Here is a 25,451-nt window from a genome sequence, read left to right on the forward strand (position 1 = left end):
GCGTTCTTCCTCAATGATATGGAAATACTGCCAAGGAGATGCGAAATGGTAAGGAAAACGTTGTTCATATTGCTGTCGCTATGCTGCATATGGGTTGCGGCCGCCGCGGAGGCTGCTTCCTCCGTTGAGAAGGATGAAGAAGTGACAGACTACATCAAACAGCTTTTCAAGGACAGGACGAAATTTTTGATACATCAGCAGGAACAGGCGATTCGCCATCATTATGCCGATTCCAGCAGCAGCCGGCACGCGCTTCGGCATGAAGTGGAGCGAGCCGCGTATATTCATGCCTGGGCCGAACGAAGAGGCGTGGAATTCACTCACGCCGACAGCGATGTCCGGGTGATTCGGGCGAAGCTCAGAGGAAATAAGGCAACCGCCTCTGTCGTCGAATCTCTGCGGCTGGATTATATCTATAGCCACAGCGTCGTTCGTCCGCAGTCATTCGGAATCGGCACCCGCCATGCGCTCACGCTCACGAAGGAGGACGGCAAATGGAAGGTGTTGCGGGAATGGTACCTTGACCCGCTGGAGGAAAACCCGAAGCTGATTCCCGAATCCGACGATATGATGCTGCGGCCGCAACCGAAGCCGAAGCCGTCCTCCAACGATGCCGATCGGCCCTCCACGCATTCGGACACGAAGCGGAAGCCAAGATATAACCGCCAGAAGGCCGTCGAATACGCCAATAAATACGCCGGGGCCGCTTGGGGGGCGGGCAATAAGCACCGTTATAACCCGAAGTACCGCGACTATACCGGCTTGGGCGGCGACTGCACCAACTTCGCTTCGCAATGCATCGGCGATGCGGAGGAAGGCGGGGGCTTGAAAATGAGAGGCGGCTGGCATTATTTTATGTTCAACGGGGGATCTCAGACATGGGTCCAAACCGATGCCTTTAAAAATTTCCTGCTGCACAGCGGATATGGCCAATTGATCGCCAAAGGCAAATTCCCCGATGTCGTTAAGCCCTCCCAGAAGCATCCGGCAGGGGCGATTGCGAAGCTGCAGCCCGGAGATCTAATCGGCTACGAGATGAAAGGCGATGTGGATCATTTCTCGGTCGTCGTCGGTTTCGATGATTACGGCTATCCGCTGGTCAACTCGCATACCGCCGATCGGTACCGCGTTCCCTTCGACTTGGGCTGGGATCGGCATACCAGCTATTGGCTGATCCATATCCGTGATTAACCGCCCCGCCGAATGATAAACATAACCCGGCCCGTCCAATCATACAATGAGAGGACAAGATTGGATTGGTCGGGTGATGGAAATGAAGCTGCCAGTCACGAATCCAGCCGCCCTGCGCGCGGGAGCTATCCTCGTCAGCAAGGTCATTGGCTTGGCGGGGAGAGCGACGCTTACCCGCATTCTTGGCGCCGAGGGCGTCGGCTTATACCAGATCGCTTATTCATGCTATGGTATTTTCCTCATGATCATTACCGGAGGGCTGCCGACGGCTTTGGCGTTATTTACCGCCAAGCAACCGGGAAGAGGCTGGAGCGCATTTCGCACGCTGTCGGCGCTCCTGGCTCTGGCCGGAGCCGCCGCCAGCCTCCTGATGTACATGCAGTCCGAACGGATAGCGCTGCTGCTCGGGAATCCGGAGGTGGAAGCCGGCATCCGCTGTCTGGCTCCTGCCTTGCTGGCCGTTCCGCTTCTGCAACTCCTGCGCGGGTATATGCAGGGAGCGGAGCGGTACGGAGCCATCTCCTGCTCGGAACTCGCCGAGCAGGCCGTTCGCGTCGGTACCATGATTCTCCTCGTCTGTCTGTTCGCATCCGAGGGAACGTCCGTCGCTTTGGGAGCCGGGTTGACGGGGACGACGATTGGCGCGCTGTCCGCCTTTCTGATGCTAACGGTCTTTCTCGTCACCAGGCGCTCCCTGGCCGAGGGCTCTCTCGAGTTCCATCAGCCGGTCCGAAGCGAAGTGCGATCGATTGTCCAAGCTTCCATGGCGATCGGCTTCACAAGACTGCTGATGCCCGCATCGGATTTCATCGATTCGCTGCTCATCCCGCGCCGGCTTCAGGCCGCCGGATACACCCTCTCGGAAGCGACATCGATTTACGGCGTCATTACGGGAATGGCGGTCATCGTCGCTTATATGCCGACGATCGTAACGGCCGCCATCTCGTATACGATGACGATGAAGCTGGCCTCTCATTACCAGCAAGGCAAGCTGAAGTCTTACCAAGTCATAATTCAGAGGATGCTTCGGCTCTGTTGGACATGGGGCTTGTTAAGCGGGATGTTCTTGTTTTTGTTCGCGGATCCGCTGGCTTATCTGTTGTTCCATACCCCCGAGGCGGGGGCTCCGATTCGCTACTTCGCGGTTCTTCCGCTTATCGTGGGGATTCGCGAGCTGACGACGAGCATCCTGTGGACCCAAGAGCGCAAAAACGTCCCATTCGTAGGCTTGCTGAACGGAATCGCCTTCTCCACAGCCTTGCTGTTCTTCCTGTTGGCTATACCTGGATTCGGGTACGAGGCAGCGTCAATTGGCATTTTGGCGCTGGAAGGCGTCGCGGTGTGGTGCAATCTATATGCGCTTCATCGGATGCGGGCCAATCTGTTCGCTTGGAGATGGATCGGGTGGGAAGTGCTATTTTGCCTCTTCAGTCTGGTCTTTTTCTTATTCATTCTTTCATCGGGCACAGGAGCGGCCTCGTGGTGGCCAGCGGTTGGCCATATGGTGATCTATTGGCTTGGAGCGGGGAGCGTCCTCCTCGTGCGCGCGAGATCCTTCATGCACTGAATATATACCTTTTGAGCGTCTTCCTTTCCGGGGGAAAGGTGGACGCTTTTTTGTTTTGTTCCGGGGTGCCGGCGTAGTCGGAATTCATGGATTTACATAATGGAAAAAGCGAGTATAATAAAAATGAGTAAACACTCACTCACATTTTTGAGGGGATGGTGAACCCTGTGAAAAACGTAATTGCCGTCCATCATGTAAGCAAGCGATATGGCAAGAAGGTCATTGTCTCTGACGTGGATATGACCGTAGCCGAAGGGGAGATCTATGGGTTGATCGGTCCGTCCGGGGCAGGAAAGACCACTCTGGTGAAGCTGATCGTCGGCATGGATTCGGCTTCGGAGGGGGAGATCGAGGTAGAGGGCATCCGGATTCCGAATCTCGGGATGCTGCAGCGAATCGGATATATGGCCCAGTCGGACGCCCTCTACCCGGAGCTGACAGGGAAGGAGAATCTGGATTTTTTCGCATCCCTGTTCGGCCTGTCCAAAAAGAAGAGGGCAGAACGGATTGCCTATGCGGCTGATCTGGTTCAACTCACTCCCCATTTGACCAAAAAAGTGATGGCCTATTCCGGCGGCATGAAGCGCCGGCTGTCGCTGGCGATTGCGCTCGTTCACGATCCGCAGGTGCTCGTGCTCGATGAACCGACGGTCGGCATCGATCCGGAGCTCCGATTATCGATCTGGAATGAGCTGTACCGCCTGAAGGAGCAAGGCAAATCGATACTGGTGACGACGCATGTCATGGACGAGGCGGAAAAATGCGACCGGCTGGCGATGATGAGGGAAGGGCGCATGCTGACCTGCGGCTCGCCTCCTGAATTGAAAAGCCGCTTCGGCATTCACAGCCTGGAGGAAATATTTATTAAGGCAGGGGGAAGGGACGCATGAGAACGGGAGCCCTGGTTAGACGGATTGGCCGGCAGATGATGCGCGACAAACGGACATTGGCGCTCATGATGGCGGCGCCCCTGCTGATTTTGACGCTCGTTCACTTCTTGTTCACCGGCGATTCCGGCGCGAATCCGAAGCTTGCGGTCATCGGCGCGGATGAAGCGGCGGTGGAGGCGCTGCGGGAGATGGAGATCGAACCGATTGTCTATTCTGGCGAAGCCGAAGCGAAAAAACTGCTGGCCGAGGAGGAGCTCGACGGCGTGCTGCAGTGGCAAGGGGAGGAGGCCGGCCTTACGCTGCGGAATGAGGATCCGGCCTCCGCCAAAGCGCTGCAGATGAAGGTGATGCAGACGCTAGCGGCGCAGGCGGCGAAGCAGCAGGCGGAAGGGCTGGCTCATCTGCTGCACGGCAAGGTTGAGCTTCCGGCGGGGAATCCTCTCGGGACGGGGGAGCCGAAGCTTGCGATCGAGTATTTGTACGGCGATGCCGACACCTCGTTCTTTGATGTGTTGAGTCCGATTCTTGTCGGTTTCTTCGTCTTCTTCTTTGTCTTCCTCATCTCGGGAATCGCCCTGCTGCGGGAACGGACGACCGGCACGCTGGACCGGCTGATGTCGACGCCGGTTCGCCGCAGCGAGATTGTATTCGGCTACTTGTTGGGCTACGGACTGTTTGCCGTGATTCAGACGCTTATCGTCGTCTTTTATTCGGTCAAGGTGCTCGGGATTGTGATGGCGGGCAGCCTGGGGATCGTTATTCTCATTAATTTGCTGCTCGCGCTGGTCGCTTTATCGCTGGGGATATTGCTGTCGGCCTTCGCCAACTCGGAATTCCAGATGGTGCAGTTCATCCCGCTTGTCGTCGTTCCCCAAGTTTTCTTCGCGGGCATTTTTCCGGTGGACGGCATGGCGGATTGGCTACAGGCGGTTGCGCGGATCATGCCGATGTATTATGGAGGGGATGCGCTGCAAGCCGTCATGTATAAAGGGATGGGACTGTCTGATATATACGCTGATCTCGTCGCGCTGGTCGGCTTCGCCCTCGTCTTCATCTTGCTTAATATTGCCGTGCTGCGGAAGTACCGCAATATATAAGCGCAGCGAAAAGCCGCCGCGGATTGCTATCTGCGGCGGCTGGCTTATGAAATCATGGGGCAAGCCCCTTCATAAGAAAGGAAATCGTGGCTTCCCGTTCCTGCTCGTCATTCCACTCGGCATGCTCCTTCTCGAGAAAGAGGGATCTCGCAAGCACATACCCGATAATGACCGAGGCGGTCAGCCGGATCACCGTGCCGGTCGGCAGCTCGACAAGCTTCCCCTCGGCCTGGAAGCGGCGGATGATCTTCTCAAACCGTTCCTTCACTTGGGAGACGACAATCTCCTGCAATTGGGCCTGCAGGTCAGGGTGGAAGGGAAGCTCCTGCAGGACAATGCGAACCAGACTCATATTGTGATGCAAAAAATCGATGCGGTTCTCGATGACGGCCCGCAGAAACTGATCGTAGCTCTCATATTCCGTATCGAGCACGTCCTTGAACTCGCGCAGGACGAACGGGGCAATGAGCTTGACGATGGAAGGGGCCACGATGGAGAGGAGCAGATCCTTCTTCGTCTTGTAATGACGGAAGATAGTGCCTTCCGCCACGCCGGCGCGCTGCGCAATCTCGCTGGTCGAGGAGGCGGCAAAGCCCTTTTGCGCAAACACTTCAATAGCCGCCTTCACAATCCGTTCCTGCTTCTCGGTCATCTTCGGATTGGCATCGGCGTGCAGCAGTTCTTCAATCCATGGCTCGGTCATAGGTTTGTTGGCAACTCCTTGTATCCTTCGTTCCGTGTGCCGTTACCGTTAGCTTATCACAAAGAAATAGGATTGTTAAATGCAGAAGCGCCCTCTTCCGTTCGGGAGAGGGCGCGATGCCGGCACATGTTCCATAATGTGGGCCAATGGCGCCTGTTATTCCGGTACTGGTGCGGGTGCTTCCGCTTTATCCTCGACAATGACTTCAATCCGGCGAATGCGGTTCTTGCTCATCTCGCGGATAATCATGCGGACATGCTCATAACGCAATTCCTTGCCCCGGTGCAGCTCCGTGAAATGATTGAATACCCAGCCCCCGAACGTGTCCACTTCGGCGTTCTCGATCTCAAGTCCGGTCAGATGGCAGAACTCGTGAAGCGGAACAAGGCCGTCAAGCAGGTAGCATCCTTCATCCAATACTTCGATTTCCCGGCGTTCATCGGTATCGAACTCATCCCGAATCTCGCCGACGATTTCTTCCAATATATCCTCTATCGTAATAATACCCGATGTCCCGCCATACTCATCCACGAGCAGGGCCATATGCATATTTTCCTGCTGCATCCGGGTCAGCAAGGTCTTGACCGGTATCGCCTCGGGCACGGTAAGAATCGGGTGTATCAATGATTTGAACTCAAATGCTTTTTCCCGGTCATACTCCAGGAACAGCTGCTTCGTGTTGATCATGCCGATGATGTTGTCTTTCGAGCCGGTCGCGACCGGGAAGCGGGTGTACTGCTCCTTGCGTATAATCTCCAGGTTCTGCTCCAAGGAATAGTTGGTATACACGCAGGCCATATCCGTGCGCGGAACCATAATCTCCTTCGCCAGCAGCTCATCGAATGCGAAGATGCGGTTCACATAACCGTATTCGGCATTGTTGATCTTCCCGCTTTGCAGACTCTCGGAGAGGATAATCTGAATCTCTTCCTGGGTATGGGCTTCCTCGTGCTCACCGGCTGCTTTGAGACCGAATGTCCGGACCAGCAGGTTCGCAGACCCGTTAAGCAGCCAGATGAATGGGTACATCAATTTGTAAAAAAATATAATCGGCTTCGCCGCCAGCAAGGTGATCGCTTCGGCCTTCTGAATGGCCAGCGTCTTCGGCGCGAGTTCCCCGACGACCACGTGGAGAAAGGTAACGGACACAAATGCGATGGCATAGGACAGAATGTGGCTGACGTTGCCGCTAATATTCATGTCCGTCAGCCATGGGAGCAGCATCGCTTCCACGGTCGGCTCGCCCAGCATCCCGAGTCCTAGCGCCGTAATCGTAATTCCCAACTGACAGGCTGACAGATATCCATCCATGTTGCTTGTGACCTGCTGAACGGCGAGAGCCTTCTTATGGCCTTCCAGCACCAGCTGATCCACTCTGCTCGAGCGCAGCTTCACGATAGCGAACTCGGTCGCCACGAAGAACGCGGTCAGCATAATCAATACGGCAATCATGAATAGATTCAATCCTATACCCATATAATGTTGTCTCATCCCTTTATCATCAGATTTAAGTTCTTATGAACTAATTTTACGAACTTTACCTTGGATCTACAACTGGCCGCAGGGCTCAATTTGGGGGAATCGGACCGGTTTTGGCCCATTGAGGACGATGTGGGATACGATTCCCTTCGTTTTTCGGCTCTTTACAAGCAATTTTGAACAGTGCTATATTAAGTTCATATGAACTTTTGCAAGGCAAGGAGGGGAGCAGATGGAGTCTTTCACGCTGACCCGCAAAGAAATGTCGTCTCTGTTGCTCTCGCTGCAAGGGACGCGGCGCCCGTCGCCGTTGGCCATTCTCCAGGCCGCATGGTCGCATAGCCACGGCAATGCGGGAGCGGCGGATTCGATGCAGGCGATTCTGTCGCTGGATATGCCGCATATCATCAAGAAATTGATTCAGGGCCAGCCGTTTGCCGGCTTCTCGCTGCAGGAAATCGCGGATCTGGGCCATTTGATAGAGCATTCGAACATCTCCATTACATCGATTCAAAATTGGGTAAAGCGCGATTTCAAGGAGCTGTTCGCGAGCCTGAAGGAGGGGCGCAAATACTCGGTGAATCAAGCGGCGCTCATGTTCATGATCGACGATCTGAAGTGCACGCTTGATTTCGTCTCGATTCGCACCCTGTTCGAATCCCTGTTCCGCGATCGGCACACAGGGATTGATCCGATTCAGATCTATCATGCTTATGCCGGCATGTTCGAGGAATTGGATGCGAACAATGACCAGTTATTCGATGTGGCCGGACATGCTTCGGCCGCGGGCGCGCCGGATGCGCTGCTGGAGCAGATCGTCAAGACGACGGCCGACCGCAAGGCCCAAGGATGGACGCTGTCCGGCGCCTGCCGGAAGGCAGTCAGCAACTGCCTGGTCATCGCGGTTCTGTCCGTCCAGGCCTCCTACTTGCAGGATATCGCGAAGCGGTACTATACCGCCAACGTGTTCCTGCCATTCGAAACGTAATCATCCCGTTGCAAGCAACGGCCAATTGTCCATAAGAACCGGAAAAGCGGCGATCGTATCCGTCAGGATAGGGGGGCCGCTTTTGTCATTACCGCCCGGAGCACAACCATAATTTTGGCGTGACGAGGCCGGGATGGGCTTCCGGGGCCAGGACATTCACCCGGTTCGGGCTCATTGCATAGACTTGCAGTAACTGAGACGCAAAGGAGATTAGCGAATGTACAGCCCGTATAGCCCGAACAGCCCGTATTATGATGTGTATCGCGAGTATTCACCGATCCATGCTCCCGTGCCGGCGGGATTAGAACCTTCCTGCGCGCAAGAGGCGCTGGAGCTGATCAAGGGAGCGGTTCAGGGGGAGAGGGAGGATGAGCTGTTCTATCAATACCTCATTTCTGTCGCCTCATCGCGGGAGGAGCAAGAGATCATCGCTTCGATCCGGGATGACGAGCGGAAGCATAACCGCATGTTCCGTCAGATTTACCGCGACTTCACGGGGCGGGAGTTGGAGAGTGGAGGCGGCGCGCCGTTCGCAAGGCCGGGGTCGTATACGGAAGGACTGAAGCAAGCTTTGTTCGGCGAGCTGAGAGCAGTCGAGAAATATCGCAAGATTCGGCGCTGTCTGACGCATGGCAGATATAGAGATATGCTGTTCGAGATTATTACGGACGAGTTGAAGCATTCTGCGAAGTACAATTATTTGTTCACCCTCAATTCCAGGTGAAGAACCATTGACAGGATGAGAAAGCGGCATTATAGTAAGTAGTAATCTAACGACGCGGCCGGGATGGCCGATGACGGTTCGCTCTGCGCTGAGCCGTTTTTCTTTACGCGATTCCTAGTAGTTAGATACATAACTCCGTGAAAAGAACTTAAATCTGACAGAAGGGATGTGCCGCATGGAAGAGGTATTCAAGGAGCTGCAGAAGCTCGGTTTTTCTCCGTATGAATGCAAAGCTTATATCGGGCTGTTGAAGGTTCACCCGGTTACGGGCTATGAGATCAGCAAGCGATCCGGCGTGCCCCGCTCGATGATATACGAGGTGCTGGGGAAATTGATGGACAAGGGGGCCGTTCATCTCGTGCCTTCCGATCCGGTCAAATATTCGCCGGTCCCTTCGGGTGAACTGATCGACCGGCTGCGGAACCAATTTGAGCAATCTTTTTCATTTTTGGAGCAAAAGCTGCCGCTGCTGCAGCGGGAGCGCGACATGGATGTCATCTGGCATATCCGCAGCGATGAGCTGGTGCTGAAGGAGATGGCCGACATGATCGGGAGGGCGGAGGACGAGCTGTGGCTATCCGTCTGGGAGCCGCAGGTCCCCGTTATCCAGGAAGCGGTGAATGCGCATCTGCGGGAGGGAGTCCAGGTGTTTTCCGTACTCTTCGGAGCGCCGGAAGCCCGCATCGGGACGACCTTTCATCACGATTATATGCCGCCGGAAGTGGTCAAGGATCGGGCAGGAGGGCGCTTGACCATCGTCTCTCGCGACGGTGAAGAGGTGCTCATCGCGAATTTCTCCGGCGACGCCGCCTCCTGGGCGGTCCGGACGCATGATCCGGTGCTTGTCTTGGTGGCGACCGAATACATCCGGCATGACATCATGATTGAAGAGATCACGGCCGTCTTCGGCCCGGAGAAGCTGGATGCGCTGTGGCGGAATGAACCAGCGCTATATCATGTCGTTACCGGACAACGATATGAGGCTCAAGAGAGGACGGAGGAAGATCGATGAACCGGCAATATGTGAATGCGCCTGTCACGAGGAGCGGACCGTTTCTGCTGGGAGTGAAGGACTGCCTTCCCACGGTATTGGGTTATTTGAGCATCGGCTTCGCGGCGGGAGTGGTGGAGAAGACGGCAGGCATGTCTCTGGCCGAGATTGCGCTGCTGTCGATCTTTTTGTATGCGGGCTCCGCCCAATTCATCGTGGCCGGGATGCTTGCCTCGGGCAGCCCGGCGTTTGCCATCATTTTTACGGTGTTTTTCGTGAATTTGCGCCATCTGTTAATGAGCGCGGCGATGTCGCCCTATTTCCGCCATTTGCCGGCCTGGAAAAATATTTTGATCGGTTCCCAATTGACCGATGAGACCTTCGGCGTCGCCGTGACGAAGCTGACGGGGCGGGCGCAGGGAAGCTTCTCGTGGATGCTCGGGCTCAATGTCACCGCCTATCTGAATTGGCTCGTGGCCAATCTCGCCGGCGGCATATTCGGACACTGGATCGCCGCGCCGGAGAAGTACGGCTTGGATTTTGCCCTGCCGGCCATGTTCATCGGACTGTTCATGCTGCAATGGCTGGAACGGTCCAAGTACCGGGTCGATCTGGCGGTCGCGGGCTGCGCCGTGGCGGCAGCCATCGCCGGAACGATGTTCCTGTCCAAGAGCGCCGGGGTCTTAATCGCAATTATTATCGCGGCCAGCGTAGGGGTGTGGATAGAAAAATGGAAGTAAGATGGAGCTTTCTGTTGATGCTCGCGGGAGCGGCGCTCGTCACGGTCATACCGAGGGTGCTGCCGCTGATCGTATTGAGCAAGAAGCCGCTGCCGGAATGGGGGCAGAAGTGGCTGAGCCATATCCCGATCGCGGTCATGTCGGCCCTACTGGCTCAGGAGCTGTTCGTCGGCAGCGAAGGCGGCTCTCTGCTGCCGCTCATTGCGGCCGCGGCGGCATTCGCCGCCGCCTACTTCACCCGGAGCCTGCTCATTACCGTTATGACCGGGATGGCGGCCATCGCCTTGCTCCGGTATGCCGTCTCCTTGCTGTGACCCGAGGAAGGCAGCGGGGCAAGGCGAGCCAAGGAGGCCGGCTTGCGGCTTATGCGCCGGCCTCCCGCTTCGGCTGCCGGAGGACTTCGCTGGCGAGATAGTGGTGATACGCCTGCTCGAACATCTCCAGCAGCTCAGGCTCCAAGGGATACATCCCGACTTGGGCGGACTGCTCCGGGCATTTCCGGATTTCCCAGAGTTTATCGAGAAATTCCGCTTCTCCCGGAAACGCCTCCTCGCACTTCTCGGCAATGCGTCGAATAATGCGCTGGACCTCAGGCGAAGCCGGTCCCTTATCCATATGTTTGCGGAACTGGGCGATCAGACCGAGCCATTCCAGCGAATCGGGATCGCTGCCATCCACTCTCGGCAAGCGTGCCATCAGCTTCTGCTCATGCTCCTGGAAGAGGAGCTTGCGATATTTCCGGCGCGTCTCCTGACTGCGTCCGGACAGCTGAATCAGCTTCTGAACCGCCTTGTTCTTCGCGTCTCCTTCGACAGCCATACTGTGAATAAGCTCGCGCAAATAAATTTCCATCTGCTTCAGCTTCTCTTGCTCCTCCAGCACATAGGCCAACTGACTGTTCAGGCTGGCCGACCAATCCAGGTCATGGGTGGCGAGCATCTCATCAATCTCCTGCAAGCGGAAGCCCATCTGCTTCAAAAATTGGATATGCTTCAATCTCATCAAGTCCTCGTCCGAATAGAGCCGATGCCCGCCGGGCGTCTTGCCTGCCGGGTTCAAGAGCCCGATTTGGTCATAATAGCGGAGCGTCCGGACGGTCATGCCGGTCGCCTTGGTCACCTCTTGAATCGGAATCACGATTACCCCACCTTACCTTGGATGATATCTTTCCATTATACAAGATGACGCTACGTCACTTTCAAGCCCCGTTTATGACATATCGGCGGCAGGGGCCGCGGGATTTCCATTGACATTTGTAGTTGTTAGACATATAGTTGTTTAGACAACTATAATAAATTTCGTTATCGAAAGGGGACTGCCGGCGTGACAGAAGAGAATCGTCTGTTCCGTTCCATTGGCTTCGTGATGGGCATGACTTACCGCAAGGTGTCGAACCTGTTCCAGCATCGCTTGAAGGAGTTCGACATTACGCCCGAGCAATGGACCATCCTGTATCAGATTAGCCGGGCCGACGGCTTGATTCAAAGAGATATTGCCGAGCGCTCGGGCAAGGATAAGCCGACGACGACGCGGATTCTCGATCATCTGGAAGCGAAGGGATTCGTGTTCAAGACACCGGGAGAGCATGATCGCCGTTCCTTCCTCGTCCGCATTACCGAGCGGGGGAAGGCGCTGATCGAGCTCACATCGCCAATCGAGCAGCAAATGATTCATGACATCAAGCAATGTATGTCGGAAGACGAATATGAACTGCTCATCGGGCTTCTTCTCCGCGTCAACAGCCATGTGAATGAACTATTTAACAGAGAATAAGGAGAGAGACGCTTGATGAAGGAACCATCAACACCGCTTTGGACGAAATCGTTCCTCTCGTTAACGATTTGTTCGTTTTTATTGTTTTTGAATTTGCAGATGCTGCTGTCTTCCTTTCCCGCGTATGTGAAAAATGAATTCCAGGCCGGGGATGTCACCGTCAGCTTAGTCACCAGCGTATTTGCGGCTTCCGCGATCGCGACCCGCTTCATTACCGCCGCGCTCATGCGCAGGATGAAGCGCAGCGTCATCTTGTACATCGGCCTTGCCGCCGCCGCGGTGACGACCACCATCTATGTCGCGGCCGATTCCGTCGGCTCCCTCCTGCTGATGCGGGTCGGATACGGCATCGGGTTCGGTATGGGCAGCACCATTATTCCGACGATGGTGTCGCAGATCATTCCGCTTCCCCGGATGGGCGAAGGGATTGGGTATTTCGGCTTGTCAACCAGCCTTGCCATGTCGATCGGGCCGATGATCGGGCTCAATGTGATGAAGCAAGCCGGCTTTGGCACGCTGACCGTCATCGGAACGGCCACCGTGGCGCTCATTTTTCCGATCCTGCTGCTCACCCGCTCGATCCCGCCCGAACGCCGGGGTTCCCGCGCCGCGGCGGAAGCGCGGAAGAAGCAGCCGTTCAACCCGAAGCTGCTGTTCCCGGCCCTGCTCAATGTGATTCTGTCCGTTACCTACAGCGGTCTGCTCGGCTTCATTGCCCTGTTCGGGGAAGCCGTGCATCTGGAACAGGTCGGTCTGTTCTTCTTGTTCAACGCCGTCACGATTATTATTATCCGGCCGATATCCGGCCGCGTATTCGACAGCAGAGGACATGCGGCCGTGCTGATCCCGGCGGCCGTCTGCGTTATCGCCAGCTTGACGATATTATCGTATACGGCTACGATCCCGCTGCTAATCGTATCCGCTCTGCTGTACGGGCTAGGATTCGGGGCGATTCAGCCGACGATACAGGCCTGGATGATCCGGCTCGTGCCGAAGGAGCAATACGGCATGGCGAACAGCATGTTCTACAACTCGACCGATCTTGGGGTCGCCGCCGGAGCGCTTCTCCTGGGAGCGATCTCGGCGGCGACGGGCTATGCTGTCATGTACCGGTATGCCGCCGGCTTCATGGTCTTGTTCCTGCTGGTCTACGCGATGGCTCAGGCGGCAGCGTTGAGGCAGCGGAGCAAAGCGAATCTGTCGGCGTAACCGCATAACCTGACATCTCAGCCAACGAAGCCGTTCCGGATGACAAACCGCTTTTCCGGAGCGGCGTTTTGGCGCTATCGGGGGAACATGTCCGGATGGCCGGCTTAAGAGTCCGCATGCCGCTGTGTCCGGTCTCAAGATTTAGGAGCGGCGGGCCCGTCAATCCTCCTTGTCCAGCCGCTTAAGCGGCTTCTTGGCCGGTCCTTCCAGCACTTTGCCGATAACCGAGAAGCGGGAACCGTGACAAGGGCAATCCCAGCTCCGCTCGCCGCTGTTCCATTCCAGCTCGCATCCCATATGTGTGCAGGTCGTACCGACGATATGGAGCGTGCCGTCCTCATCGCGGTAAGCGCCGGCTCGGCGGCCGGCGACGGTGACGGCGGCGCCTTCCCCGGCGGCGAGATCCTCCGGCGTCCGCGGCACGGATTCCAGCTTCCCGCTGACAAGATGCTTCGCGACATCGGCATTGAGGACGACGAAGTTCTTGACATCCGAGGCTCCCTGGAATCTGGACGGGGTATACAGTTCGCGGTACGGGTTATCCCGCCCCTGCACGATATCGCGCAGCAGCAGACCCGCGGCCGCGCTGTTCGTCATGCCCCATTTCCGGAATCCGGCGGCTACGAGCACGTTGCCGATACCCGACGAGACCGGGCCGATATAAGGAACCTTATCCAACGTAATTAGGTCCTGGGCCGACCAGCGGTACGCAACATGCGGAGCCTGGACCAGCCGCCCGGCGAAGGCCTGCAGCGCCTCATAATGCTTTATCGTGCAGATGCCTTGGCCGGTTTTGTGGCTCTCGCCGCCGATCAGGAGCAGACGTTCTCCGTCCGGGGCCCCCGCGGTCCGCACCGACCGCTTCGGATCGTCGGCGCTCAAATACATCCCTGCGAATTCGGCCTCGTCCCCGATCGGTATTCCCAATACATACGAGCGTTCCGCATGAAGGCGAGTGAAGTAATACCCTTTGCCATCGAAAAACGGGAAGTGGGTGCAGGAGATGACCCGCTTCGCGGTAACGCGGCAGCCATCCTTCGTGACCACGGTCGGTGCCGCTCCTTCCTCCACGGTCTGGGCCATCGTATTCTCGAAAATTAGGCCTCCCGCTTGAAGAAACTGCTCCGTCAGCGCCTTCACATAATGCAGAGGATGGAACTGAGCCTGGCCCTTCATCAGTACGGCTCCCTTAACCGGCAGAGGGAGCGGGCAATCATCGGTCCAATCGCCGGGGATGCCGAGCTTATGATAGGCGGTCGCCTCATCTTCGATCCGGCGGAGGCTCTCATCCGTCTCCGTATAGATATAAGCGTCCTGCTCGCGGTAGCCGCATGCGATGCGGTGTTGCTCCACCATCCGCCGGATGAACTGTGCCGCCTCCGCATTGGCTTGATAATAGAGCTTGGCCTTCTCCAGGCCGATCGTACCGATCAATTCATGATAAATCAGATCATGCTGCGCCGTAATTTTGGCGGTCGTATGCCCGGTCGTGCCATTGAACAATCGGCCGGCTTCGAGCAGAACGGTCCGGTAGCCTTCGCTCGCCAGCAGATAGGCCGCCGTGATGCCGGTGATTCCGCCTCCGACGACGGCCACCTCGGCCTGCACCGAAGGCTCCTCCAGCTTCGGGAAGGCGGGAACGGAACACGAATCCCTCCAGTACGACTGGGGGAGAGCGGGCAGCTCTTCATAGTCGGGGCGCTTCTCGGTCATGCTAACCCTCCTGATTCTTGGCGATATGTTATCACCATTGCCGGAACGGAATCATCGCATACATGCGCCGGATTCAACGCCGGCCGGAATATTCCCGAAGGCGGAACATATATAATTACAATGAGACGGAAAAGGAGGGAACCGCCCATGACGGAGAAGAAGCCCGCACACAAGCCGCCTGCCGAAAAAGAAAAACCGCCTGCCAAGCCGCATCATGTTCAGACTTGCCTTCACCCGATCTTGCAGCCTGCCTATGTCAATCATCATCCAGCCGCGTGCACTCCGATATGCACGACGCCGGCCGTGCCGCAGCCAACCGATTACGTGACTTGTCTGGATCCGGTATTCCTTGATCATCTGAGCCGGCATCAGGGCCAGCACATTACCGTTCGGACGACTGCAGAGACGCTGGAAGGGGTACTGGCCGCCGTCGCGGTCGATCATATTCAGTTGAACCGGCATGACAAGGCGTACCATATCCGGACCGCTCAGATTGTCTACTTCGAGGGGCTGCCGATCTCGTATTTATGAGGAGCGCGGCTTATCCGGTCGACGCGGCATAAGAAGGATACAAAGGCTCCTTGAGGAGCCTTTTGTCATGCATAGGCAGATGTATGGCCATTCCCTCCTTCGGACAAGCCCCCGCCGCACAGCCCAATTATTGCGAGATGGGGCATCGCCAAGGCAATCGGGATGCAATCCTAATAAAATGAGAATGTACCGAGAGAAAGGAGGCTGGATGAGATGAGTGAAGTTGGCGGAATTGGATGCAAAGGTGTCGGTGGTCTTTTTACTTCAACAGGCGTTATCCTGGTTCTGTTCATTCTGTTGGTCATCGTATCGCGTGCTTGTATTTATTAAAAACGGCGTTTCTGCATAGCTAACTGGTTTGGGCCCTGGCTTGAGCAGCAGGGCTCTTTCGTTGCGGCGAAGCAGAACCGCCGCGGTAAGCGCATGATGCCGAAGCCGCCGGGGAATCATACACGAGAATTGCAGGAACAGCACCTGAATGAAGGAGCAGACAACGAAAAAGCAGGGCTTCCGGACGGACCCCTGCTTTCAAACGCGTAGGTTACATCAGCCAATTCCATCGGTCTTCCTGGGAAGGAGTTTGCTGATCGCCGCCATTTTGCGCCTTGCGATCTTGAGTTGGGGCAGAAGCTTCGGATTTCGAGGAGGAGATGACGCGGCGCGCGGTCACAAACGTCTTGTCCCAGGCGCTCCCGGAAAAATCGGTAATCGTTACGCCGACACCGACTTTATAGGTGTGAAGAAGCTTGTCCTCGCCCATGTAGATGGATACGTGGTTAATTTTCCCGTCCCGGTTCGTGTCGGAAAAGACGAGATCTCCAGGCTGCAGTTCGTTCTTGGACACTTTAACGCCGGCCGTCGCTTGCTCTCGGGAAGAGCGCGGCAGCTCGATGCCATGCTTCTTGAACACATACTGCGTGAACGAAGAGCAGTCGAATTGATCGGTTCGGCCGGACTCGGCTCCGAAGCGATAAGGGACGCCGAGAAAGGATTTCCCTGTCGCAATAATATCATTCGCGACCGCCGAAGCGGACGCGGAGGCCGCATGGGCTTGTTGAGGGGCCGCCATCGCCGTGCCGGACAATGCTATACAGAAGCTAAGGCTGATTCCCATTACTGTTTTTACGATGCGCTGATTCTTCATATTGTTCATGGTCTTCCTCCTTGTGTTGAAAAGTTGGGGTAAGGCCTATAACCAACATAACATACGATTCGCATCCAGTATTTTACGGAAGTCATGAAAACGCTGTAACATCAATGAATTCCCGGCTTTATTAGAATTCGATGAGAAAATATTAACGATTTCGTCACAAGCAAAATGCCAAAAACGACCCGGCTTGACAGGGAGCCAGGATCAAGGATATTATAGATACAATAAGTCCTTGAATGGGGTGCGGTCATGAAATTTTCGAAAGCGACGAATTATGCTCTTCATACGATGCTTATGCTCGTCGAAGCTTCTTCGGTGAAGCCGATTGGCGTCCAGCCGCTGGCGGAAGCTCAAGGCGTGTCGCCGACGTATCTCTCCAAAATTTTAACGAGACTCGTGAAAGCAGGGATGATTGAATCGGTATCCGGGGCCAATGGCGGTTATCGGCTGATCGGCAATGCCGACGATATTACGTTTTTGGATATCATCCACGCCATCGAGGGGAGCGCTTCTTTGTTTGAATGCGGATTTGTCCACGGATCCGAATGCTTGATTCAGGCGGTTATGAAGGAAGCGGAAGAGAAGATGGAGCAGCATCTGAAAAATGCGAAATTGGCGGATCTGGCTCATAAGCCAACGCAGGTCTGACGAGATCCGCCGCTTCGCGCGGCGGGAGAGAGGCCTCATTTCGGAGCGGAAAAGGATTTTTTTTGTTTTGTCATAGATATAAGGAGTCTTTGATGTCTACATTTGAAAGGATGATCAGCATGATTTACGATTGCGTCATTATTGGCGGAGGCCCCGCCGGCTTGAATGCCGCCCTCGTCCTGGGAAGGGCCAGAAGAAGGGTGGCTTTGCTCGACAGCAACCGCCCCCGAAATGCCGTCACTCATGCCTCACACGGCTTCATTACAAGGGACGGGGTATCTCCGGCCGAATTTCGCCGGATTGCTTATGAGGAGGTGCGGCGTTATCCGTCCGTGGAGTATTGGTCATCGGAGGCGGTGGAGGTGAACCGGACTGATTCCGGATTTGAAGTGGCCGATTCGTCAGGTCTTCGCCTTCAAGCGCGCAAAGTCATCCTGGCGACGGGGGTGAAAGAAATATTTCCGGAGATCGAAGGCTTCTATCCGCTATACGGCAAAAGCTTGTTCAGTTGCCCGTATTGCGACGGCTGGGAGCTCCAGGATCGGCCGCTTGTCCTGGTGTCCGAATATTCAAGCGTGTATCATATGGCGAAGCTGCTTCTCAATTGGAGCAAGGATCTGATCGTGTGCACGAATGGCAAGGCTCCGTTGCCGGAGCCGGATAGAGAGCGGCTCCATGCACTCGGCATCGCCGTCATGGACGAGCCTGTAGCGGCTTTCATCGGCCGGCATGGACGGCTTGAGCAGGTTCGCTTTGCGGATGGATCTCTGATCCCGCGGGCCGGCGGTTTCGTGACGCCTCGATTCGTGGAAAGCGCTCCGTTCGGCGAACAGTTGGGCTGCGCAAGAACCGAATCGGGCGGGATCAAGACCGATCAAGGGGGAAGAACCTCGATACCCGGCTTCTATGCCGCGGGGGATGCTTCTTACTTCGCGCCTTCCCAGGTCGTCTTTGCGGCCGCGGACGGCAGCCGAACCGCGATAAGCGTCAATATGGATTTGACTGAGGAGGATTATGGATAGGAGGTGGTGATCTCGATCATGATTGGCTTGTTCGCTCCGGCCGGCGCCGTTTGCAAGCCGCATATTTTAATCCGATGGGTAGGGAGGAAGGCGGAATGGAATTCAGAATGATCGTCCATCAAGTCAATCCGCCCGTGCCGGATGTTCGCCCCCATACTTGAAGCGTATGACGCAGCAGGAAGCGGCGAAGTGAAGGTGATCAAAGTCAATGTGGACGAAAATGGGAACACGGCCGCTCATTTCGGGATTATGGGCATTCCGGCTACGCTTCTGTTCAAAAACGGCGAAGCGGCCGACAAAAAAGTCGGGGTTATGTCCTTGGAGGGACTGAAGGCGTTCATATCCAAGCATCAGTAAAAGTGAATTATTGTCTGATCACACCGAATTAGGCATATGAAAAAGGAGCAGCGGGGCTGCTCCTTCACTTATTTCCCGCTAGCAGGCTCCCATATCCCCGCCGTCGCCGAGGTTAAGCTGCCACAAAATTCCGAACCGATCTTCCACTTGTCCGTAGCGTTTGCTCCAGAATGTCTCCTGGAGCTCCATGACGACCTTGCCGCCGGCCTTCAGCTTGTCATAGATCGATTGGAGCTGGTCCTCGCTCTCGCAAATCGCGGCCAGGCTGACATTATTGCCGACCGTGAAAGGCATTCCGGGGAATACGTCCGAGAACATGACGTTGCTTCCCAAAATGTTGAGGCGGGCATGCATCACCAGATGCTTGGCTTCCTCCGGAAGCGTAAAGTCCGGGTGGGGCGGCGCGTCGTCAAAAGTCATGATCTGCGGCTTGTCTGTTCCGAACGCATCAGCGTAGAACTCGACGGCTTCCCGGCAGTTCCCGTTAAAATTCAGATATGCATCTACGGACATGGGCTTCAACTCCTTCGTTCGATTGGATCTTCATCGTATATTATTGGGCGGCAGGAAATCAATTATGCTCTAAAAAATAATTGAAATTTTAATAATTCTAATTCGATTTCGCTCGTCAGGGCGACAAGAGGTAAAAAATGAAAATAACCGTGGCATTCATGATGCCGTGCAGCATGACGGGCATCCACAGGGTGCCCCTTTTTTCATAAAAAAGCGCGAACACGCTGCCGGTTACGAACGCATTCAGCATCAGCTCGGGGGCATGGCCGACCCCGAAAATAAGCGCGCTCACGATGACGCCGGCCAAGACGCCGAAGCGGCTCCGCAAATAGCCGTAAATGACGCCTCGATTGACGACCTCTTCCACGAAGGGAGCAACGACGGCTCCCATAAGTAATGTTAGGATGAAGCCGACCGATTCTGCCGCCTCCGCCTTGGAAGAGCCTTCCGACCACAGAAACGTAAATGTAACCCATAGCACGAGCACGGAAATGAGATTGGCAAGGAGCGCCCAGGGCAGCAATTGCAGCCAGTCCTTCCTCGTTGGCCTGCGGAATCCGAAGGATGTCCAGGTTAATTGATACTTGCGGATGATGACGAGGCCGATAACGGCGAGTTGAATGATGTGGACCAGGAAGGCCGCTGTGTAGCGGGCATAGGCGGGCAGGAGCCCCAGATACTCCAGCGGGATGGCGAACGCGTTCATGACGGGAGCCGACAGCAGCAGCCTCCATATGATCAGGATGATCAGCACGTCGGTTCCCTTCCATGGCACGTTGCCTCGTTCGTTGGCGCCAGGAGGGCGGATGGGGTTGTTGCGCATAAGGGATTCTCCTTTCGATTCGTTCGTATTCGCGCGGGTAGGCCATCGGTGTGTTTTCCAGCGCAATTTTTCGAATATTGGCCATTATATCCGGTTCCGTTGCGGCGCTTTCAATGAACAAACGGTGAACTTCGGTATGGGTAAGCGGCAAGCAGGGGAAAATTGGATCATATTGCTTGGCAGATAGAAGAGAACGGAATGATTGACATAACACCAAATGGTTTCATATAATCGAAAAAGCGAAACCATTCGGTTTCATATTTTCGAATTCAAAGGAGAATGAGGATGGAGACCAACAACAAAAAGCAAGTTCCCGATATCAAGCAAACCATCGTATTGAATGCGCCGATTCAAAAGGTGTGGGATGTCGTCTCGACGGCGGAAGGCATTGCCTCCTGGTTCATGGACAATGATTTCGAGCCGAAGACGGGACATGAATTCCATATTCAATCCCCGTTCGGTCCTTCCCCGTGCCAAGTCCTCGAGATCGAGGCGCCGCGCCGGCTGTCCTTCTCGTGGGATACGGAAGGCTGGGTCGTCACGTTCCTGCTGAAGGAGATGGGGGACAAGACCGAGTTCACGCTGATTCACGGAGGGTGGAAGGAAGCGGAAGCGATTATCGGGAAGGCGAACGAGAAAAGCGCCGTTATTCGCGAGCGGATGAACCAGGGCTGGGATGCGATCGTGCATCAACGGCTTCGTCAGGCGGTCGAGGGCTAAGTGTCATCGTCCGCGGCGAAATACGATGTCTTTCAGGCTATCGCCGACCCGACCCGCAGGGAGGTTCTCCGCTTGCTGGCGGACAAGGAATTGCCCATCTCCCAGATTGCGCGCCATTTCCCCGTCAGCCGCACCGCCATTGCCAAGCATCTTCATATTCTGGCCGAAGCCGAGCTGGTCAGCGGGCGGAAGGCGGGCCGTGAGAAAATCTACCGGCTGCATCCGGAGCCGCTGACGGAGCTGAAGGATTGGCTTTCCTTCTACGAGCGCTTCTGGAGCAACAAGCTGTCGATCCTGAAGCATGTCGTGGAGCAGGAGGCGAATCCCGGCTTGCATGCCGCGGCTGCGGAGGAGAAGGACAGGCACTGACATTTGCGTCAGTGCCTGTTCATATTGGAGGACAGGGGGCTGCCGATCTCTCCTTCAAGCGGCGGCAGCTTACGCCTGGCTCACTTGCCCGTTCGAAAGGCGCTTGTGGACAGATCCAAGCAAGGCAGGCCACGATGGCGCTCACGATGAGGAAGAGCCGCGGAAGCGGGAAATGGAAAATGGCGCCTCATGTCCTTTTTTTACCCAACAGCTTCAGTCCTTGGGCTCCGGCAATTCCCCCAAGCGGCGCAGTAGCGCGCGGACATGAAAGGGCGGAGTCTGCTTATCTTGGAGGCTGACTCCGTGGTTCGACGAGCGGAAGCTGCTCCGGGAGGAACACGATATGTAAGGGACGGAGTGACGTGTGCTTGCTAAGCGCAATCTCTTCCTCGATATCACAGCCCTGGTCGATCGCTTCGCGGAGCGCGGGAACATGGCTTCCACGATCTGCCTCGCCCGGTCGGGCAGCCTCTCGAATTATCCGATATCCTGCGAATGGATCAATGCGGGCCGCTCCTTTCTTAACAAAACTTCATAATTCTTCATAATCGTCTAGCAGAATCTTTAGAAACATTAACACTCTATTTAAAGATAAACAAGATAAACAGGCTACGATGAAGCATAGCAGAAAACTATCTTCATGGAGGCTTGTTATTGATGAAAAAGAAGTCGATTGCCGTCTTGTTCGGCGGCTGCTCCACCGAGTATGAGGTATCCTTGAAGTCGGCCGCCTCGGTCATCGATCATTTGAACCGGGATCGCTATCATGTCGTCATGGTCGGCATTACGCGCGAGGGCAGATGGCTGAAATATCACGGCAGCACCGAGGATATCCGGCAGGACCGCTGGCATGCCCATCCCGCCTGCTTGCCCGCCTGTCTCTCGCCCAGCCGCGACATTAGAGGGCTCATTGTGCTTGTCGGCACGGAATATCATATAACTCCCGTCGATGCCGTCTTCCCTGTCCTGCATGGCAAAAACGGCGAGGACGGCACCGTTCAGGGGCTGTTGGAGCTGTCGGGCGTTCCGTTCGTCGGCTGCGGGACGCTGTCGTCCGCCATCGGCATGGACAAGGCGATCGCGCATGCGTTAGCGCGAGAGGCCGGCATCGAGACGGCGGAGTCGATGACGATTTACGATGACGAACCGTTGGACAAGGCGGTGGACGCCGCGGCAAGACTCGGATTTCCGCTGTATGTCAAGCCGGCCAGATCGGGATCATCCCTGGGCATTACGAAGGCTTCCAATAAGCAAGAGCTGATGGATGGGGCGATTCTCGCTTTTTCCCATGACCATAAGATCGTGATCGAGCAGCAGGTGAGCGGCTTCGAGGTGGGATGCGCCGTGCTGGGCGATGCCGATCCGTTCGTGGGGGAGGTCGACGAGATTGAGCTGCGGGGCGGCTTTTTCAACTATCATGAAAAATATACGCTTGAGACGTCCGTCATTCATATGCCTGCCCGCATCGATGCCGAGACCGCCGCGAGAGTCAAAGAAGCGGCGCTCGCGATCTACCGGACGCTCGGCTGCCGCGGGCTCGCCCGCGTCGATCTGTTCCTGACGGACGAAGGAAAGATCGTGTTCAATGAGGTGAACACGATGCCCGGATTTACGTCGGCGAGCCGATATCCGAATATGCTGCGCGGGATCGGCCTGTCCTTCCCGGACATCCTGGACCGGTTGATTCAGCTTGCCCTGGCGGAGGGACGGAGCGCATGAATCAGGTCAGAATGTATGCCGCCAGACGCCGATCGCTTATGGGGAAATACACGGAAATGGCTGTCAGCCAGGAGCAGATTCATGCGGGGCATGTGGTGCTCGTGAACCGCAACCACCCGGTGAAGCGGCCGCCGGCTCCGGGAGAGCTGCTTCCGGCAGGACAGATTCCGGCGGCTGGTCATGGCGAGGAGCAGGAGATTCGGCTGGAGCGGACATGCTTGCGCCAGTTGAACAAGCTGCTCCAAGCCTGCCGTGCCGGAGGGCGCATCGTCGCTGTCAGCGGCTATCGTTCGAAGGAAGCGCAAGCGCGCATCTTTGAGGCATCGCTGCGGGACCACGGCGCCGCCTTCACGGCGAGCTATGTCGCGCGCCCTAACGAGAGCGAGCATCAGACCGGGCTCGCGGTGGATGTCGGCGAATATGCCGCTGCGATCGACTATCTCTGCCCGCCGTTCCCCGATCGCGGGGTCTGCCGGGACTTCAGGCGAATTGCCGCCGATTACGGCTTTATTCAGAGATACGAGGAGGGCAAGGAGCCGATCACCGGGATCGCTTGCGAGCCGTGGCATTTTCGCTATGTCGGCTTCCCGCATTCGCGGATTATGGCGCAGCGCGGGCTGTGTCTGGAGGAATATATCGATCTTGTGAAGCAATTTGCCTGGGACGGGCCCCATCTGATCGTCGAGGGACGGGACGGCGTGGATGAAGTGTATTATGTCCCGGCGTCTGCCAAGGGCCTGACTGCGGTGCCGGTCGTTCACGGCACGCCCTGCCGGTTATCCGGCAATAACCAAGACGGCTTCATCGTGACCGTGCTTCACCGCAAAGGCGGTGCGCGCCGTGACGGCTAACCTTCGATTTACCGGGCTCGACCGCTTCGAAATCGCGGCCGCCCTGCTGGTCATCGCTATTCATACCGGCCCGTTGATGCCGTACAGCCCCGATGCCGATGTTGTGCTGAGCGGGATTGCGGCGCGCGTGGCCGTGCCGTTTTTCTTTGTGGCCTCGGGGTTCTTGCTCTTCCGCAGGCTGACGGGGGAGAAGGCTTGGGATCAGAGCCTCCTGTATCGCTTCATGCGCCGAATCGGCCTCGCTCCGTTTCTGGTCGGGGACAGTCTCGTTCATTATGCGGCGGTCGCGCCGCTGCCGGTAATGATGTCTTTTGCCGTGATGCGCTTCCTTGGCCGTTACCGCCGGGAGGCTCCGAACCCGCGTCGCCGGGCATGGGCGGAGATACGGCTGGATGACGTGACGCATAACGTGCGGGAGCTTCGCGGCCTGCTGCCGCCCGATTGCGGGCTGATGGCCGTCGTCAAGGCGGATGCTTACGGGCATGGCAGTGTTGCGGTGGCGAAGCATTTGAGCCGCATTGGCGTGCGTCATTTCGCGGTGGCGGACGTGGAGGAAGGAATAGCGCTGCGCCGGAGAGGGATCAAGGGAGAAATATTGGTGCTCGGCTATACCTCTCCCGAACGGTTCGGCGATCTGGCGCGTTACCGGCTGTCGCAGACGGTCGTCAGCGCCGATTACGGCAAAGCATTGGACGCGTTCGGAAAATATGTGAATGTTCATATTAAGATCGACACCGGCATGGGCCGGCTGGGCGAACGTTGGAGCCATACGGACGAGATTTGCTCGATGTATCGGCTCCGCAAGGTGCGGGTCACCGGAACGTTCACTCATTTCTCTTCCTCCGATAGCCCGGCGGAAGCGGATATCGCGTTCACGAATGCCCAGATCAAGCGATTTCTAGAGACGATCGATCAGATCAAGGCGGCCGGGTTGGACCCGGGCACGCTGCATATGCAGAGCAGCTACGGGATCGTCAATTACCCTGAGCTGCCCTGCGGTCTGGCCCGTCCGGGCATTGCCCTGTTCGGCCTGCTCGGCACGGAACGCGATCAAGCGCCCATTGAGCTGCGTCCGGCGCTGTCGTGGAGGGCCAGGGTGACCTTGGTCAAGCAGATGGAGGCAGACGAGCCTGTCGGGTATGGTCGCAGTTACATGACTAGAGCGGGCAGCGTCATTGCGACGGTGTCGATCGGCTATGCGGACGGCGTGCCGAGAGTTCTCGCGGAGCAAGGGGGTGCGGTTCTCATCCGGGGGCAAAGAGCGCCGATTGCGGGCAAAATTTGCATGGATCAATTCATGGTGGATGTGACGCATATCGAGGGTGTTCAGGAAGGGGATACGGTAACGCTGATCGGGCGAGACGGGCACGCCTCCATTACGGCGGGCGAGATGGCGCGCCGCTGCGGAACGATTACGAACGAGATCGTGAGCCGCATCGGACCGCGAGTGGAGAGAATCTATCTCTGACACGAGCGAATTTATCTCTGGAGGAAGAGACTGTGAGGGCATCTCCGGGAGGGTCAACAACAAGGCGAAGCGCAAGCTGCGCCAAGAGGCCGATATGGGCATCTCGCAGCATCAGATTCAAGTCGATCCCGTGATTTCGATGAGGAGTTAGGTCAGGGAGCCAGGTTATGGGGAAGGTCAATGCCGGGCAAGGAGCGGTGAGGCATCGAGGAATG

General features: G+C 56.4%; 29 protein-coding genes. 21 read left to right on the plus strand and 8 right to left on the minus strand.

Features of this window, described 5'->3' with window-relative positions; all coding sequences use genetic code 11:
- The first annotated feature begins 45 nt into the window (after positions 1-45).
- The 4 genes from L6439_RS11390 (at position 46) to L6439_RS11405 (ending at position 4,745) form a co-directional block, all read left to right on the plus strand.
- Positions 46-1,191, plus strand: coding sequence for an amidase domain-containing protein (locus L6439_RS11390; protein WP_168177992.1), 1,146 nt, complete (start codon positions 46-48; stop codon positions 1,189-1,191).
- Positions 1,192-1,273: 82 nt separating this feature from the next.
- Positions 1,274-2,758: an oligosaccharide flippase family protein gene (locus L6439_RS11395; protein WP_213469758.1), complete on the plus strand. Its 1,485-nt coding sequence runs from the start codon at positions 1,274-1,276 to the stop codon at positions 2,756-2,758.
- Between the two features lie 167 nt (positions 2,759-2,925).
- Positions 2,926-3,648, plus strand: coding sequence for an ABC transporter ATP-binding protein (locus L6439_RS11400; RefSeq protein WP_168177990.1), 723 nt, complete (start codon positions 2,926-2,928; stop codon positions 3,646-3,648).
- Positions 3,645-4,745 (plus strand): ABC transporter permease, encoded by a 1,101-nt coding sequence (locus L6439_RS11405; protein WP_213469759.1) that lies wholly within the window; start codon positions 3,645-3,647, stop codon positions 4,743-4,745. The genes L6439_RS11400 and L6439_RS11405 overlap by 4 nt, the downstream gene beginning before the upstream one ends.
- A gap of 52 nt (positions 4,746-4,797) precedes the next feature.
- Here L6439_RS11405 and L6439_RS11410 read toward each other — a convergent pair whose 3' ends face one another.
- The gene (locus L6439_RS11410) at positions 4,798-5,448 is read right to left on the minus strand and encodes a TetR/AcrR family transcriptional regulator (RefSeq protein ID WP_213469760.1); all 651 of its coding nucleotides are present in this window, start codon (positions 5,446-5,448) and stop codon (positions 4,798-4,800) included.
- 156 nt (positions 5,449-5,604) lie between these two features.
- The gene (locus tag L6439_RS11415) at positions 5,605-6,924 is read right to left on the minus strand and encodes a hemolysin family protein (protein ID WP_168177987.1); all 1,320 of its coding nucleotides are present in this window, start codon (positions 6,922-6,924) and stop codon (positions 5,605-5,607) included.
- Between the two features lie 235 nt (positions 6,925-7,159).
- Between L6439_RS11415 and L6439_RS11420 the strand changes: the two genes are divergently transcribed.
- From L6439_RS11420 to L6439_RS11440, 5 genes are all read left to right on the plus strand, one after another.
- Entirely contained in the window at positions 7,160-7,915 is a 756-nt protein-coding gene (locus L6439_RS11420; RefSeq protein ID WP_168177986.1) for a DUF1836 domain-containing protein, read from the plus strand.
- Positions 7,916-8,132: 217 nt separating this feature from the next.
- The gene (locus L6439_RS11425) at positions 8,133-8,639 is read left to right on the plus strand and encodes a ferritin-like domain-containing protein (RefSeq protein ID WP_213469761.1); all 507 of its coding nucleotides are present in this window, start codon (positions 8,133-8,135) and stop codon (positions 8,637-8,639) included.
- Positions 8,640-8,814: 175 nt separating this feature from the next.
- Positions 8,815-9,651 carry a TrmB family transcriptional regulator gene (locus tag L6439_RS11430; RefSeq protein WP_168177984.1) on the plus strand — a complete coding sequence of 279 codons (837 nt, stop codon included), beginning with the start codon at positions 8,815-8,817 and terminating at the stop codon, positions 9,649-9,651.
- Positions 9,648-10,370, plus strand: a complete 723-nt coding sequence (locus L6439_RS11435; RefSeq protein WP_168177983.1) for an AzlC family ABC transporter permease — start codon at positions 9,648-9,650, stop codon at positions 10,368-10,370. The genes L6439_RS11430 and L6439_RS11435 overlap by 4 nt, the downstream gene beginning before the upstream one ends.
- On the plus strand, positions 10,361-10,684 hold the full coding sequence (locus tag L6439_RS11440; RefSeq protein ID WP_168177982.1) for an AzlD domain-containing protein: 324 nt from the start codon (positions 10,361-10,363) through the stop codon (positions 10,682-10,684). Before L6439_RS11435 ends, L6439_RS11440 begins: the two co-directional genes overlap by 10 nt.
- Before the next feature lie 49 nt (positions 10,685-10,733).
- On the opposite strand, the gene L6439_RS11445 is transcribed toward L6439_RS11440, so the two are convergent.
- Positions 10,734-11,507 carry a MerR family transcriptional regulator gene (locus L6439_RS11445; RefSeq protein ID WP_213469762.1) on the minus strand — a complete coding sequence of 258 codons (774 nt, stop codon included), beginning with the start codon at positions 11,505-11,507 and terminating at the stop codon, positions 10,734-10,736.
- Between the two features lie 186 nt (positions 11,508-11,693).
- Between L6439_RS11445 and L6439_RS11450 the strand changes: the two genes are divergently transcribed.
- Positions 11,694-12,143 carry a MarR family winged helix-turn-helix transcriptional regulator gene (locus tag L6439_RS11450; protein WP_237096825.1) on the plus strand — a complete coding sequence of 150 codons (450 nt, stop codon included), beginning with the start codon at positions 11,694-11,696 and terminating at the stop codon, positions 12,141-12,143.
- Between the two features lie 15 nt (positions 12,144-12,158).
- Complete coding sequence (locus L6439_RS11455; RefSeq protein ID WP_213469763.1) at positions 12,159-13,352, plus strand: MFS transporter; 1,194 nt, start codon at positions 12,159-12,161, stop codon at positions 13,350-13,352.
- 159 nt (positions 13,353-13,511) lie between these two features.
- On the opposite strand, the gene L6439_RS11460 is transcribed toward L6439_RS11455, so the two are convergent.
- The gene (locus tag L6439_RS11460; protein WP_168177979.1) at positions 13,512-15,065 is read right to left on the minus strand and encodes an FAD-dependent oxidoreductase; all 1,554 of its coding nucleotides are present in this window, start codon (positions 15,063-15,065) and stop codon (positions 13,512-13,514) included.
- Between the two features lie 147 nt (positions 15,066-15,212).
- On the opposite strand from L6439_RS11460, the gene L6439_RS11465 reads away from it, so the two are divergent.
- The gene (locus tag L6439_RS11465) at positions 15,213-15,596 is read left to right on the plus strand and encodes a DUF2642 domain-containing protein (RefSeq protein WP_168177978.1); all 384 of its coding nucleotides are present in this window, start codon (positions 15,213-15,215) and stop codon (positions 15,594-15,596) included.
- 213 nt (positions 15,597-15,809) lie between these two features.
- The gene (locus tag L6439_RS11470; protein WP_210429263.1) at positions 15,810-15,926 is read left to right on the plus strand and encodes a YjcZ family sporulation protein; all 117 of its coding nucleotides are present in this window, start codon (positions 15,810-15,812) and stop codon (positions 15,924-15,926) included.
- A gap of 211 nt (positions 15,927-16,137) precedes the next feature.
- Here the strand turns inward: L6439_RS11470 and L6439_RS11475 are convergent, their stop codons facing one another.
- On the minus strand, positions 16,138-16,749 hold the full coding sequence (locus tag L6439_RS11475) for a C40 family peptidase (RefSeq protein ID WP_168177977.1): 612 nt from the start codon (positions 16,747-16,749) through the stop codon (positions 16,138-16,140).
- Between the two features lie 246 nt (positions 16,750-16,995).
- On the opposite strand from L6439_RS11475, the gene L6439_RS11480 reads away from it, so the two are divergent.
- Positions 16,996-17,394, plus strand: a complete 399-nt coding sequence (locus L6439_RS11480) for an Rrf2 family transcriptional regulator (RefSeq protein ID WP_168177976.1) — start codon at positions 16,996-16,998, stop codon at positions 17,392-17,394.
- Between the two features lie 119 nt (positions 17,395-17,513).
- Positions 17,514-18,416, plus strand: coding sequence for an NAD(P)/FAD-dependent oxidoreductase (locus L6439_RS11485; RefSeq protein WP_168178000.1), 903 nt, complete (start codon positions 17,514-17,516; stop codon positions 18,414-18,416).
- Here the strand turns inward: L6439_RS11485 and L6439_RS29295 are convergent.
- Positions 18,407-18,535 carry a hypothetical protein gene (locus tag L6439_RS29295; protein ID WP_269155984.1) on the minus strand — a complete coding sequence of 43 codons (129 nt, stop codon included), beginning with the start codon at positions 18,533-18,535 and terminating at the stop codon, positions 18,407-18,409. The genes L6439_RS11485 and L6439_RS29295 overlap by 10 nt on opposite strands.
- 70 nt (positions 18,536-18,605) lie before the next feature.
- On the opposite strand from L6439_RS29295, the gene L6439_RS11490 reads away from it, so the two are divergent.
- On the plus strand, positions 18,606-18,773 hold the full coding sequence (locus tag L6439_RS11490) for a thioredoxin family protein (protein ID WP_237096826.1): 168 nt from the start codon (positions 18,606-18,608) through the stop codon (positions 18,771-18,773).
- A gap of 78 nt (positions 18,774-18,851) precedes the next feature.
- Here the strand turns inward: L6439_RS11490 and L6439_RS11495 are convergent, their stop codons facing one another.
- Both L6439_RS11495 and L6439_RS11500 read right to left on the minus strand, forming a co-directional pair.
- The gene (locus L6439_RS11495; RefSeq protein ID WP_168177974.1) at positions 18,852-19,286 is read right to left on the minus strand and encodes a VOC family protein; all 435 of its coding nucleotides are present in this window, start codon (positions 19,284-19,286) and stop codon (positions 18,852-18,854) included.
- Positions 19,287-19,401: 115 nt separating this feature from the next.
- Positions 19,402-20,109 (minus strand): CPBP family intramembrane glutamic endopeptidase, encoded by a 708-nt coding sequence (locus tag L6439_RS11500; RefSeq protein ID WP_168177973.1) that lies wholly within the window; start codon positions 20,107-20,109, stop codon positions 19,402-19,404.
- 285 nt (positions 20,110-20,394) lie between these two features.
- On the opposite strand from L6439_RS11500, the gene L6439_RS11505 reads away from it, so the two are divergent.
- The 5 genes from L6439_RS11505 to vanT all read left to right on the plus strand — a co-directional run bounded on the left by L6439_RS11505 (position 20,395) and on the right by vanT (position 25,236).
- Entirely contained in the window at positions 20,395-20,829 is a 435-nt protein-coding gene (locus tag L6439_RS11505; protein WP_168177972.1) for an SRPBCC family protein, read from the plus strand.
- Positions 20,830-21,198: an ArsR/SmtB family transcription factor gene (locus L6439_RS11510; protein WP_168177971.1), complete on the plus strand. Its 369-nt coding sequence runs from the start codon at positions 20,830-20,832 to the stop codon at positions 21,196-21,198.
- Between the two features lie 657 nt (positions 21,199-21,855).
- Positions 21,856-22,917: a D-alanine--D-serine ligase VanG gene (gene vanG / locus L6439_RS11515; protein WP_168177999.1), complete on the plus strand. Its 1,062-nt coding sequence runs from the start codon at positions 21,856-21,858 to the stop codon at positions 22,915-22,917.
- Positions 22,914-23,768, plus strand: a complete 855-nt coding sequence (locus tag L6439_RS11520; RefSeq protein WP_237096827.1) for a D-alanyl-D-alanine carboxypeptidase family protein — start codon at positions 22,914-22,916, stop codon at positions 23,766-23,768. Before vanG ends, L6439_RS11520 begins: the two co-directional genes overlap by 4 nt.
- Positions 23,758-25,236 carry a serine racemase VanT catalytic subunit gene (gene vanT / locus L6439_RS11525; protein WP_213469764.1) on the plus strand — a complete coding sequence of 493 codons (1,479 nt, stop codon included), beginning with the start codon at positions 23,758-23,760 and terminating at the stop codon, positions 25,234-25,236. Before L6439_RS11520 ends, vanT begins: the two co-directional genes overlap by 11 nt.
- The last annotated feature ends 215 nt before the right edge of the window (positions 25,237-25,451 follow it).

Source organism: Paenibacillus dendritiformis, from assembly GCF_021654795.1.
GTDB lineage: Bacteria > Bacillota > Bacilli > Paenibacillales > Paenibacillaceae > Paenibacillus_B.